This window comes from Nocardia sp. NPDC019219 (genome assembly GCF_040632645.1).
Classification (GTDB): domain Bacteria; phylum Actinomycetota; class Actinomycetes; order Mycobacteriales; family Mycobacteriaceae; genus Nocardia; species Nocardia sputorum.
The window spans coordinates 1-12,166 of sequence record NZ_JBEYCG010000027.1; the positions used below are offsets into that span (position 1 = coordinate 1).

At 70.0% G+C, this 12,166-nt stretch carries 12 protein-coding genes; 7 read left to right on the forward strand and 5 right to left on the reverse strand.

Annotated features, from left to right (window positions below):
- The first annotated feature begins 190 nt into the window (after positions 1-190).
- Positions 191-1,129, forward strand: coding sequence for a patatin family protein (locus ABZ552_RS33085; protein ID WP_281916728.1), 939 nt, complete (start codon positions 191-193; stop codon positions 1,127-1,129).
- Between the two features lie 226 nt (positions 1,130-1,355).
- Here the strand turns inward: ABZ552_RS33085 and ABZ552_RS33090 are convergent, their stop codons facing one another.
- Both ABZ552_RS33090 and ABZ552_RS33095 read right to left on the reverse strand, forming a co-directional pair.
- Positions 1,356-3,392 carry a protein kinase gene (locus ABZ552_RS33090; protein ID WP_281916727.1) on the reverse strand — a complete coding sequence of 679 codons (2,037 nt, stop codon included), beginning with the start codon at positions 3,390-3,392 and terminating at the stop codon, positions 1,356-1,358.
- Positions 3,393-3,566: 174 nt separating this feature from the next.
- Positions 3,567-4,985, reverse strand: a complete 1,419-nt coding sequence (locus tag ABZ552_RS33095) for a protein kinase (RefSeq protein ID WP_357441809.1) — start codon at positions 4,983-4,985, stop codon at positions 3,567-3,569.
- Between the two features lie 168 nt (positions 4,986-5,153).
- On the opposite strand from ABZ552_RS33095, the gene ABZ552_RS33100 reads away from it, so the two are divergent.
- Positions 5,154-5,498, forward strand: a complete 345-nt coding sequence (locus ABZ552_RS33100) for a hypothetical protein (RefSeq protein WP_281919460.1) — start codon at positions 5,154-5,156, stop codon at positions 5,496-5,498.
- Positions 5,499-5,537: 39 nt separating this feature from the next.
- Here the strand turns inward: ABZ552_RS33100 and ABZ552_RS33105 are convergent, their stop codons facing one another.
- The 3 genes from ABZ552_RS33105 to ABZ552_RS33115 all read right to left on the reverse strand — a co-directional run bounded on the left by ABZ552_RS33105 (position 5,538) and on the right by ABZ552_RS33115 (position 8,740).
- Positions 5,538-6,761 (reverse strand): YncE family protein, encoded by a 1,224-nt coding sequence (locus ABZ552_RS33105; protein ID WP_281916725.1) that lies wholly within the window; start codon positions 6,759-6,761, stop codon positions 5,538-5,540.
- A gap of 127 nt (positions 6,762-6,888) precedes the next feature.
- Positions 6,889-8,223, reverse strand: coding sequence for an L-lysine 6-transaminase (lat, locus tag ABZ552_RS33110; protein ID WP_281875310.1), 1,335 nt, complete (start codon positions 8,221-8,223; stop codon positions 6,889-6,891).
- Between the two features lie 64 nt (positions 8,224-8,287).
- Positions 8,288-8,740 (reverse strand): Lrp/AsnC family transcriptional regulator, encoded by a 453-nt coding sequence (locus ABZ552_RS33115; RefSeq protein WP_039796222.1) that lies wholly within the window; start codon positions 8,738-8,740, stop codon positions 8,288-8,290.
- 112 nt (positions 8,741-8,852) lie between these two features.
- Between ABZ552_RS33115 and ABZ552_RS33120 the strand changes: the two genes are divergently transcribed.
- The 5 genes from ABZ552_RS33120 to ABZ552_RS33140 all read left to right on the forward strand — a co-directional run bounded on the left by ABZ552_RS33120 (position 8,853) and on the right by ABZ552_RS33140 (position 12,146).
- Positions 8,853-10,382 (forward strand): aldehyde dehydrogenase family protein, encoded by a 1,530-nt coding sequence (locus ABZ552_RS33120; RefSeq protein WP_357441811.1) that lies wholly within the window; start codon positions 8,853-8,855, stop codon positions 10,380-10,382.
- Positions 10,383-10,597: 215 nt separating this feature from the next.
- The gene (locus ABZ552_RS33125; protein WP_281916723.1) at positions 10,598-10,975 is read left to right on the forward strand and encodes a DUF4258 domain-containing protein; all 378 of its coding nucleotides are present in this window, start codon (positions 10,598-10,600) and stop codon (positions 10,973-10,975) included.
- Between the two features lie 53 nt (positions 10,976-11,028).
- Positions 11,029-11,445, forward strand: coding sequence for a toxin C-terminal domain-containing protein (locus ABZ552_RS33130; protein WP_281875314.1), 417 nt, complete (start codon positions 11,029-11,031; stop codon positions 11,443-11,445).
- Positions 11,435-11,830 (forward strand): hypothetical protein, encoded by a 396-nt coding sequence (locus ABZ552_RS33135; protein ID WP_281875316.1) that lies wholly within the window; start codon positions 11,435-11,437, stop codon positions 11,828-11,830. The genes ABZ552_RS33130 and ABZ552_RS33135 overlap by 11 nt, the downstream gene beginning before the upstream one ends.
- A 19-nt stretch (positions 11,831-11,849) precedes the next feature.
- On the forward strand, positions 11,850-12,146 hold the full coding sequence (locus ABZ552_RS33140; protein ID WP_357441814.1) for a hypothetical protein: 297 nt from the start codon (positions 11,850-11,852) through the stop codon (positions 12,144-12,146).
- The last annotated feature ends 20 nt before the right edge of the window (positions 12,147-12,166 follow it).

Here is a 12,166-nt window from a genome sequence, read left to right on the forward strand (position 1 = left end):
GGGGGGGGGGGGGCGGGCCCCTCCCGCGGGGCGGGGTGGTGGCGTTACACCACCCCCGCGCGGCGGCCCCCCCCCGGGGGGGGGGGGGGGGGGGGGGCCCCCCCCCCCCGCTTCTTTGTTCACGCCGCGGTCCCCCCGCCGTCACGCCGCTGGACCCGATCCGCCCACCGGCGTGTCGTATCGTGATCCGGTGACCAGCTCGACAAGCCTCTCCCCCGTCGCGGAGGTGATCCGCGCGCGGCGTGCCACGTCCGGCCGTGCCGACGGTCACCGCCTGGTGCTGGTGATCGAGGGTGGCGGCAGCCGGGGCGTGTACTCCAGCGGCATGGTGTCCGCACTGGAGGAACTGGGACTCGCCGGGGTGTTCGACGCCGTGTACGGCACGTCGGCGGGCGCCATCAACGGCGCCTGGCTGCTGTGCGGGCGCGCCATCCCCGGCATGCGCTCCTGGACCGATCCGGCGATCATGCGCCGTGCCATCGACCCGGCCCGGCTGCTGCGCGGACGCCCGGCGTTCGACCTGCGGTATCTCGTGCATCAGGTATACGACGGCATCGAACCGATGGATTTCGCGGCGATCCTGGCCAACACCACGACGTTCCATCCGATCGCCACCGATATCCGCACCGGGCAGTCGGTCGACCTGCACCCGCACATCACCGACAAGCGCACGCTCATGCGCGCGTTGCGCGCGTCGGCGGGCCTGCCCATCCTGGCCGGGCCGCCGGTCGCCCTGGGCGGCTCGGCGTTCTTCGACGGCGGTCTCTCCGAGACCGTGCCGATCCGCACCGCGGTCCGTGCGGGCGCCACCCTCGCCTTGGTGCTGCGCACCCGGCGGGTGGACGAAAGACGCCCGCCCGCGTCGCGCCTGCACCAGCTCGTCGGTGGCGGTTATATGCGCGCCGTGGCTCCCGGCGCGTACCGAGCCTGGCTGGAACGCCCGCGCCAGCAGGACATCGAAGACCGCGCGCTCGCCGAACTGGGCGACTCGGTCCTGCAGATCCACCCGCCCGTCGGCTCTCCCGACATCGACAGCGCCACCCGAGACACCACGCTGCTGGCCGCGGGCCTGCAGATCGGCCGCCGAGCCGCGCTCGCCGCACTCTCCGCCGTCCTTCCCGCCGCCTGACCGCGAGCGGATTCTCAACGCGGGAGTTCTTCGCGGCACCGGCATCCTCGGACATCCCCAGCCCCACAGGGGACCTGGCACGCGCGGGCAGCGACGCCGCCGGATCGTGAACCAGCTGACGCCCGCCCCGGCGGCCCTCGCCACGGGCTGACGCGGGCGGCGGGCGGCCGGGTCAGACGCCGCAGGCCCGCTTGACCGCGTAGGCGAGATCGCTGCGTGACGTCGTTCAGGCGATATGGACTCGCACACCGCCGGAGAGCACGAAATCGTGCAGTTCCAGGTGGTCGGGTGTCACCGTCTGCGGCAGGTCGAACACGAGTTGGGTGGTGGCGGACTGCCCGGGGCGCAGCTCGAAGGAGTAGCCGAGGCGCTGTTGGGTGTTCTGCCACATGGTGGCGGTGGCGTTGTGGTCGAAGGGCGTGTTCTGCGCGTCCAGGACGCGCTGGCCCATCGGCAGGAACCACTTCGTCTCGTCGGAGATGTTGCGAACGGCCAGTGTGACGATCAGGAACGAGCCCGCGGCCTTCTGCAATCCGATTCGGGACACGCCCGAGTCGACCTCCGTCACGACGAATTCGAATTTGCCGTCGCGCACGGGGCTGCCCGCCGGCGCCACGGCGGCCGGATCGGACGCGGAGTCGGCGTCGCCGGGCGGTCCGGGTTGCTCCGTCGCCACCGCCGAGGGCGGCGACGCGGGGGCGCCGGAGTCTCCGGTCCTGGTTCCCGCCGCGATCAAGGCGACGCAGCCCGCCGCGAACGCGAACGGCGCGAGGAATACCACGATCAGCGCGCCGATCATTTTCGACAGCAGACTCCGGCGGCGTCGCGGCTGCCTGCGCGGGACGAGGACGCCCGGCCGCCGCTGCGCGACCGGCGGAGGAACCGGACGCTGGACCGTTGGGAAGACCTTCCGCGCCGGTGCCCGATACGGTGGCGCGACCGGGCCGGGCTTCGGGGTCAGCACGCGCGCTTGCAGAGCGCGCAGACGCCCCTGCCAACCGGCCTGCGGTGCGGCTCCGGCGGCATTCGATCCGTTCAGATACCACCACCTGCGCGATGAATAGGGTTGTCCCGGAATGGAATAACCAGTGCCGGGCGGCGGCTGTGGACCGGCATATCCCCGCACAGACGAGCCCGGGTGCGAAACAGGTCGGCCCGCAGCGGAATTCGGCTGTGGTGTGGCCGAAGGCCAGTCGAGCCTGGTCGCCACCAGCGTTGGTGTCGGACCCTGATTCGGCAGAACCTTCGTCGGAGCGGGCATGCGCCGCGGAGCGGGGGCCGAGCTCGCGGGCTGCGAACCGTCCTCTGCGACAACACCTTCCTTTGCCGGTGCAGGATACTCCCGTGCAGCCGGATCGCCGTCGCGGACAGCCGAGGCCACTCCGGTCAACGGCTTCGTCGCCGGACGCCTCGATACGGCCGACGGCGGCACGACTCGCGGATCCGGAGCGGAAGCGCCGATCGCCGCTCGCGCGGCTGCGGCGAACTCACCTGCGGTGGCGAATCTTTCGCCCGGTTCCTTGGCCAAACCGCGGGCGATGACGACGTCCAGCGCGGCGGGGACGGCGGCGCACACCGAACCGGCGCGTGGCGGCGGCGCCGTCAGGTGGGCGTGCATCTGCTGCGCCGGGTCGGTGTCGCCGTAGAGCCGGGAGCCGGTGAGGCATTCGTAGAGCACGCAGGCCAGCGAGTAGACGTCGGCGCGGCCGTCCGCCTTGCCGGTGAACCGCTCCGGCGCCATGTACGCGAGCGTGCCGATCGCCATACCGGTGGTGGTCACGGCCGTCTGACCGAGACCGTGCGCGATGCCGAAGTCGATCAGGTAGGTGAAGCCGCTGGGGTGGACGACGATGTTCGACGGTTTGACGTCGCGGTGCACCAGCCCGGCTCGGTGCGCCACATCGAGTGCGGCGGCGACGTGGCCGACGACGCCGACCGCCTCCGCGGGCGGCATCGGCCCCTCGGCCAGCAGCTTGCGCGCCAGATCGGTGCCCTCGACGAATTGCATGTCGATGTAGAGCCTGCCGTCGATCTCGCCGAACCGGTGGATCCGCGGGACGTGCGGGTCGCGCAACTGCGCCACGGCCTCGGCTTCGCGCTCGAATCGTTTGCGGTATCCCCCCGCGGCCGCGAGTTCCGCGGGCAGGAGTTTCAACGCCACGCGGCGCGCCGCCACCCGGTCGTACGCCAGCCAGACCTGCCCCATGCCGCCCTTGCCGAGCAGCCGCTCCAGCTGGTAACCCCCGAATCGCACCTCCCCCATCGCGAACCTCCAGTCACCGTTGACATCTGGTCGACCCGGCCGTCGCCCGCGGCGCGGACAACGGAAAGCGGCAGCTCACCGTGCCGATGCCGGAGAAGTGGCCTCCTTCGGAGCGTAACCGCACGCTGGGCCGGGCACCACTGTGTGCTGGACGACAGTCCCGCGACGACTCGCCTACTTGCCGGGCTTCGGCTTGTCCTTGCCGTGGCCTGGGTTCGCGTGATCTGGTTTGCCCCGGTCGGGCTTGTCGGCCGGGCCGGGCCGGCCTGATCCGATCGAGTCGTCCGCGGGTTCCGCGGCGACACCACCGGAAGCCGGCGACACCGGAAGCCAACTCGACCGGCCCGCCGACGGCGCACAGGTCAGCTCGAGGCCGTCCACGGTGACGCTGTGCACGTCGACCGCCGGATCGCACGGCTGACCCGCGCCGGGCAGGATCACGGTGGGCGCCGAGATCGGGACCGGAGTCCGCGCGGACGGGGGACGCGACGGCAGGGCGGACGGTGTCGTGAGTTCGTGCTCGGAGGGCGGGACGGGGGCGGTGGCGGGTCCCGCGTCGGTGGTGTCCGGCCGTCCGAGCCATAGCGCCCCGGCGACCGCCGCGACGAGCACCGCGAACGCCACCAGGGCCAGACGTGGCCCGAGAGAGTTTCGCGCCGCGGGCGCGACATGGGCGCGGACCACCCCGCGCGGCGGCGGCAGCAGGACGGTCGGCATCGCCGACGAGAGTTCGACCGTGGTCGCGTCCCGGCCGGTCAGGGCCGCGTACCCGGCCGACGCCAGTTCCCCCGCGCTGGACCAGCGGTCGGCCGGGTCTTTCGCCATGCCGCGCGCGATGACCGCGTCCAGTTCCGGCGGCACGGCGGGATTCAGCGCGGAGGCCGGCGGCGGTGTCTGCATCAGGTGGGCGCGCAACAGGCGCGGCGGGTCGCCGTCGTCGAACGGTCTCCGCCCGGTGAGGCACTCGTACAGCACGCAGGCCAGCGAATATTGATCGGACCGTGGAACCGCCGCCCCCTCGAACCGCTCCGGCGCCATGTAGGCCAGCGTGCCCACCACGGTGCCGGTGCGGGTGATCGCGGGCTGGTCGCTGCGGTGCGCGGTGCCGAAGTCGATCAGGTAGGCGGTGCCGCCGGGCGTGACCATGATGTTGGACGGCTTCACGTCACGGTGCACCAAACCCGCCCGGTGCGCGAGATCGAGAGCGGTGGCCGTCTGGGTGACGATCTCGATCGCGCGTTCGAGGTCCAGTCGCCCCTCGCGCCGCAGCAGCGCGGCGACATCGCAACCGTCGATGAACTCCATATCGATGTACAGGCGGCCGTCGAGTTCGCCGAACGAGTGGATCGGCACCAGGTGCGGCCCGCGCACCTGGGCGGCCAGCCGGGCCTCCCGGGTGAAGCGTTGCCGGAACGTCGTGTCCGACGCGTACGCGGCGGACAGCACCTTCAATGCGACGGTCCGGTCGGCGGTGGTGTCGTGCGCCAGCCAGACCTCGCCCATGCCGCCGCTGCCCAGCAGCCGATCGAGGCGGTAGTGGCCGAACCACAGCTCGCCCATGTCGATACAACCTCCCGCTAGCCTCTTGGTCATGAACGAGCTACCCGAAATCCGCATCGGTACCGCGAAACGCGCAAAAACGACGCCGCGGTCATCCGATCATGTCGCAGCGAGGCCGGTCGGCGTCGCGGAATTCGGCAGAGTGATGGCGGGCGCCCCGGTCGCTGCGGGCGGGCGGCGCGGCGGAACGGCCGCATGCTGATGGAGCCGATCGAGATCAACGCGGGCGCCTGGTATCTGCGCGCCCTGCGCGCCGACGACCGCATCGATGACCGCCCCGCACTGGCCGCGGGCGGGATCACCGAGCCGGACTACGTGACCCGGCGCAGTGCGGGCTGGGCGGAGGAGACGCATTTCTCCTGGGCGGTCTGCGAACCGACGACGGCGGAATTGGTCGCCGAGATCGGGGTGACCCCGGCGGGCGACGGCACCGCGCGAGTGAGCGGCTGGGCGCGCCCTGGGTACGAGGCTGCTTTGGCGGCCGGGCTCACATCCGTGCACCGCTTCGTCGAAGGCGGCTTGGGACTGCAACCGGTCACGTCCTGACCGGTGTATCCGATCGATGCGCTTCCGGAACGGGACAGGTCAGCGCATCACGCCGGTGTGCCCGGTGGAGTAGCGGCCGGGCTGCGGCCAGATGGTGAGTCCGTGCGGCCCTTTACCGACGGGGATGCGCGCCAACAGGTTCCAATTGACGATATCGATGGCGTACACCTCGCCGTGATGGCGGCCGGACGCCCAGAAGACGCGACCGTCCGCGGAGATGTTGCCCATGTCAGGACTGCCGCCCCCGGGCACGAACCACTTGCGCACCAACCCGTTCGCCGCGAAATCCCACACCGAGATGCTGCCTTCGTGCCGGTTGGTGATGAGCATCTGCGCGGAATCGCGGGAGACGTAGAGCCCGTGGGTTCCCTTGCCGGTCGGCACGAACCCGATCAGGTCGAAGGTGTGCGCGTCGAAGAGGTAGACGCCGTCGGCGGTCATGTCGGCGACGAAGAATGTGTTCCCGTCCGGGGACAGCTTCACGTCCTGGGGCTTGCCCGAGCGGCCGCCGGGCAGGTCGACCATCTTGACGACTTTGCGCGCGGCCACGTCGAAAACCAGCATCCGGCCGACGAATTCGCACGACGCCAGCGCGAGCCGGCCGTCGGCGGTGAAGTCCATGTGATCGACCCCCGCGCAGTCCGGCACCGCCATGGCGTGCATCTTCTGCCAGGTCAGCGGATCGTAGAAGTCCAGCGACTTGTCCGCCTCCGCGACGACGAGCGCGTACCGGCCGTCCGGCGTGTAGTACATGTTGTAGGGATCGCGCACCGGGAAGGGCGCGCCCGGCTTGCCCGTCCGCGGATCGATCGGCAACAGACTGCCTCCGCCCAGCGGCAGGTCGTTGGTGACGTAGAGGGTCTGCATGTCGTAGGACGGCACGACGTGCTGCGGTTCCGAGCCGCCCGCCGGGAAGGTGTCGATCACCCGGAAGGTGTCCGGATCGATCACCGAGACCGTGTTCGACTGGCTGTTGGGCACGTAGACCAGCGTGCGGTGGTCGGCCACCGCCGGGCTGAGTACCCGGTTGGCCGCGTACACGTCGGTCGGCGAGAGGGGCGGCGGCATCCCCGGCAGCGGATCGGCCATGTGCGGTGGGAGCGTCTCCGCGCTCGGGGCGGCGGCCACGGTGGCCGGGACGGCCGGGCTCTGCTCGGCGTCCACCGTGCCCGCGTCACTGGCCGCGCAACCGGCCACGGCCGAGAGCGTCAGCACCGCGACGAGATGCAGGGCGCGGCACCGGTAGGTCCGCTGTCGGTTCACGCGTTGCACCTTGTCGCAGCGTGGTGACCACAAGATGACATGGGTGCGAAGCCTAGGAGGTGGATCCGGGATTCCGGCGTAGCCCGCGCCGCGGGACACCGGAATGCCCGGATCTCCTTCCCTCGCGTTAGTCGACGCCGGCCAGGACGCGATCCAGCGCGTCGACCGCCTCGTCCAGTTCGGCGCCGGTGACCGTCAGCGGCGGACGAAACCGGATGCCCCGCTCGCCGGTGCCGAGAATCAGCACGCGTTCCCGCTCGCGCAGCGCGGTGAGCACCTCGTCGCGCAGCCGGGACGACGACAGCGTGATCGCGCACATCAGGCCGCGTCCGCGCGGCTCGCTGACGTCGGCGTGCCGGGCCGCGAGCGCGCCGAGCCGTTCCAGCAGGTGCGCGCCCAGCGGACGGGACCGTTCGATCAGCTCGTCGCGCTCGAGCACCTCCAGGATGCGCCGGCTGCGCACCATGTCGGCGAGGTTGCCGCCCCAGGTGGAGTTGAGCCGGGAGCTGACCGCGAACACGTTGCCGGGCACCTCGTCCACGCGCCCGCCCGCCATGACGCCGCACACCTGGGTCCGCTTGCCGAACGCGACGACGTCCGGCGCCAAGCCGAGTTGCTGGTAGGCCCAGGCGGTTCCGGTCATGCCGACCCCGGTCTGCACCTCGTCCAGCACGAACAGCGCGTCGTGCTCGTGACACAGTCGTTGCACCGCTTGCAGGAACTGCGGGCGCAGGTGCCGGTCGCCACCCTCGCCCTGGATCGGCTCGGCGATGAAACACGCTATGTCATGCGGGTTCTCCTCGAACGCCCGGCGTGCCTGGGCCAGCGCGCAGGCCTCCGCCTCCTCGACGTCGAACGCGTCGGTGATGTAGGGCGACTTGATCCGGGGCCAGTCGAACTTGGGGAAACGCGCGGTCTTCACCGGATCGGTGTTGGTGAGCGACATGGTGTAACCGGTGCGGCCGTGGAACGCGCCGGTCAGATGCAGCACCTTGGCCCCTAGTTCCGGTGCGCGACCGTGGGATTCGTTGTGCCTGCTCTTCCAGTCGAACGCGATCTTGAGGGCGTTCTCCACCGCCAGCGCGCCGCCGTCGATGAAGAACAGATGCGGTAGCCGCGGGTCGCCGAGCACCCGGACGAACGTCTCGACGAAACGGGCCATCTCGACGGTGTAGATATCGGAGTTGCTCGGCTTGTTCAGTGCCGCGCTGACGAGCTCGGCCCGGAACTGCGCGTCCTCGGCGAGGGCCGGATGGTTCATGCCCAGCGCGTTGGAGGCGAAGAAGCCGAACATGTCGAGGTAGGAGCTGCCGTCGCGTTCGTCGACGAGGCGGCAGCCACGGGAACGGTTGAGGTCGAGAACCAGGTCGAAGCCGTCGGCCAGGATGCTCGCCGACAAGATCTCATGAACCCGGGCGGCGGGGGTGACCGCCGGGCGGGTGCGTTCCAGTTCGATGGTCACGACCTGAGGGTACGTAAAAATTTACGGAACCTCTACAACAAAGCGGATTAATTACACAGAATCGCTACCTGTCATAGAATGTCTGCAAGATGATGGTGCTCCGGGTGCGCACGTTGGCGGTGGCTCTGATCTCTTGGAGCAACTGCTCGAGGTGCCGCGGGGACGCCACACGCACCAGCAGGATGTAGCTCTCCTCGCCGGCTACCGAGTGGCACGCCTCGATGCCGGGGATGTGCTGCAGCACGGCGGGGGCGTCATCGGGTTGCGACGGGTCGAGAGGAGTGATCGCGACGAATGCCGACAGCAGTTGGCCGAGCGCTTCGGGATCGACGTGCGCGGTGTACCCGCGGATCACACCGCGGGCCTCTAATCGGCGGACCCGGGACTGCACCGCGGACACCGACAGACTCGCCTTCTCGGCCAGATTCGACAGGGTGGCCCGTCCATCGGCCATCAGCTCACGAATCAGCAGGCGATCGATGTCATCGAGTACGGGTCTTGCCGGTGTATCCGCCATCAGCGAAGGCTAACTCAGGCAGCCCGCCTCGTGTCCGAAACCTGACCTCCCCCCTCCCGCTATGTGGGACAGACACGCCGCGACGCGGCCGAAAGGTACGGCGGAACAACACATGACCGAGGTACTCGACGACCGGGCCACCCGGCAACTCGCTGCCCGCGCCGATGCGGTGCTGCGCCGATTGGATGCGCCGCCCATCGAACCCGGCGATCTGTCCGCGCGCACTCCGATCACCGGAGGTGAGCTGACCACCCTGCGGTCGACCGCACTGCCGGAGGTCGACGCCGCGATCGGCCGGGCCGCGGCCGCCTTCCACGCCTGGCGCGGCGTCCCGGCTCCCGTCCGGGCCGGGACGGTGCGCAGGCTGGGGCAGCTGCTCACCGAGCACAAGAGCGACCTGGCGGAGCTGGTGACGCTGGAGGCGGGCAAGATCCCCGCCGAGGCCGCGGGTGAAGTGCAGGAGATGATCGACATCTGCGAATTCGCCGTCGGCCTGTCCCGGCAGCTGTACGGCTACACCATGCCCTCCGAACGTCCGGGCCACCGGTTGATGGAGACCTGGCATCCGCTCGGCGTGGTCGGGGTCATCTCGGCGTTCAACTTCCCGGTCGCGGTCTGGGCGTGGAACACGGCGATCGCGCTGGTCTGCGGCGACACCGTGGTGTGGAAGCCGTCGGAGACCACGCCGCTGACGGCCGTCGCCTGCCACACGCTGCTGCGGCGCGCGGCCGCCGAGGCAGGCGCGGATCCCGAGATCCATCAATTGATCCTGGGCGCGAGCGATATCGGCGCCCGCCTCGTCGACGACGAACGGGTGCCGCTGGTGAGCGCGACCGGCTCGGTGCGGATGGGCCGGCTGGTGGCGCCGCGGGTGGCCGAGCGGCTCGGGCGCTGCCTACTGGAGCTGGGCGGCAACAACGGCGCGATCGTCACCGCGTCCGCCGACCTCGACCTCGCGGCGCGGGCCATCGTGTTCGCTGCGGCGGGCACGGCCGGTCAGCGGTGCACCACACTGCGGCGGCTGATCGTGCACCGGGACGTGGCGGGCCCGCTGGTGGACCGGCTCGAGCGGGCATACCGGCAGCTGCGCGTCGGCAATCCGTTCGACGACGGGGTTCTGGTCGGGCCGCTGATCGACGGCAAGGCCCACACCGCGATGCGCGCGGCGCTGGACAAGGCGGTCAGCGACGGCGGCGAACTGGTCTGCGGCGGTGAACGAGTCGACGGATTCGGCGACGACGCCCATTACGTGCGGCCGGCGCTGGTGCGCATGCCCGCTCAGACCGCGGTGGTGCGGGAAGAGACCTTCGCGCCGATCCTCTACGTGCTCACCTACGACGACTTCGAGCACGCGATCAGGGTGCACAACGAAGTGCCGCAGGGCCTTTCGTCCTCGATCTTCACCACCGACCAGCGCGAGGCCGAACGCTTCCTCGCCGCCGACGGCTCCGACTGCGGCATCGCCAATGTCAACATCGGCACCTCCGGCGCCGAGATCGGCGGCGCCTTCGGCGGTGAGAAGCAGACCGGCGGCGGACGCGAATCCGGCTCGGACTCCTGGAAGGCCTACATGCGCCGAGCCACCAACACCGTCAACTACTCCACCGAACTCCCCCTCGCTCAAGGCATCGAATTCGGCTGAGCCCGGCCCCCGCACCCCCTCCCCGGCTGCCACACCCGCGGTGACTGCCGCGTCCTGACGGGCTCGGCTGCCATGCGGGTGCCATGAACGGGCGCGGGCCGACGTTTCCCGCCCCCAGCGGTGCACGATGGGATCCGCTGTGGGTGGGCAGCCCGGTTCGGGCCTCACCCGGCCACCGGGCGGTAGCGCGCCCGAAGTCATTCAGGAGGGGAACAATGCGATCAATCATCCGCGCGGCCGCGGCGCCGCTGGCCGGCTTCGCCATTCTGCTGTCCGGCATTCCGTTCGCCGCGGCGGCTTCCGCCGTCGTCACGGACGCGGGCACCGCCGTCGTCACGACCGAGCGGCCCGCGGCGGTGACCGAGATCGGATTCGACGCGGTGGCGGGACGTCGTCCGCACTACATCGCGGGATACACCAACCACGCACGCCAGCGAATGGCCGAGCGCCGGATCAACGAGGATCAGGTCGAGGACGCCATCTACAGCAAGTACGAGGGGCAGTGGCAGCCCGAGCACCGTACCTGGCTGGTGACCTGGGGCGGGATCTCGGTGGCGATCAACGAGGACGCCTACATCGTCACGGTGATGTAGCAGTTCTTCCGCACCGGGAAGACCGCTACCTCGCACCGACGATCGGAAACGCAATGACGACCATTCGCACGTCTGCGACCGCCGCCTTGTTCGCGACGTGGTCACTCATCACCTTCGCGAGCGCGCAGGCGGTCGCCGCCCCGCTCGAGGACGCGACGCCACCCGCCGCGGCGCTCACCTTCCGAGCCGATGCCCCGGCTGTGCCGTTCGGTTTCGAGTTCGCGGCCAAGCGGTTCACCGACAGTGAGGACAGAGCCGCCGCTCGTGATCTCGGTTACGCTGAGGCCAAGGTGGGCCGAAGTCACGGGTGCCTGATCTTCAAGCACGCGAAGAAGAATTTGTACATTTCGCAGGACGTCGACGGCCACAACGGGGGGCGCTGGAAGATGGCGAGTTCCCCGGAACGGCTCGCCTCGAAGGACACCCGGATGGGGACGTACGACGACAAGCTCAACCGGATTGGGGACTGACTTGGATCGTCCGAACAACCAGATCCCGGCTGCCGCGGCCCACGCCGGAACGTGGCAGATACACTTCGACCCGGGGCTCACGAAGGAGAACGTCGAGCGTATCGCCGATTACGCGATCGCAGAGGGCATGGGCGCCCCGGACTCGGCGGATTTCCTCCGGGCGGGGCGGGACCCGCGGTTCTGGTTTTCGGGCGTCCTCGACAGCGCCGAAGTCGACGCGTGCCGTCAGGTGCTGCGCAAGGTGGTGCACGACGAGCCGACGACCGACCAGGACTTGGCACCGATCCGCGAGTTCATCCGTCGGTTCGACGACTGGCTGCGAGACCTGGCGTATCCGCGCGAAGAGATCTACGACGCGGACGACAGCTTCTTCGACTTCGACTGAAAACGATTGGAGCACCCTCATGGCCGAGCCCGCAGCGCATCGGTGGCAGATCCTCTTCCCGTTTGGTCTGACCGAAGATCAGGTGGCCCGTTTGGCCCGGTTCGCGGCCGGCAACGGCATCGACGAGCCCGCGCACGGCATCGACGACCGCGCGGTGTTCCGCTACGACTACGACCGTGCGACGGTCGAGCTGTACCGCCACGTCTTCCAGAAAGTTCTCGACGGCGCCGAACTCACCGACAGCAATCGGCTCGTGCTGACCGACTTCCTCGCGGAACTCGACGACTGGCGTACGGCAGCCACCACACCTGACTGACACGCCCGCCGCGCGGGCCG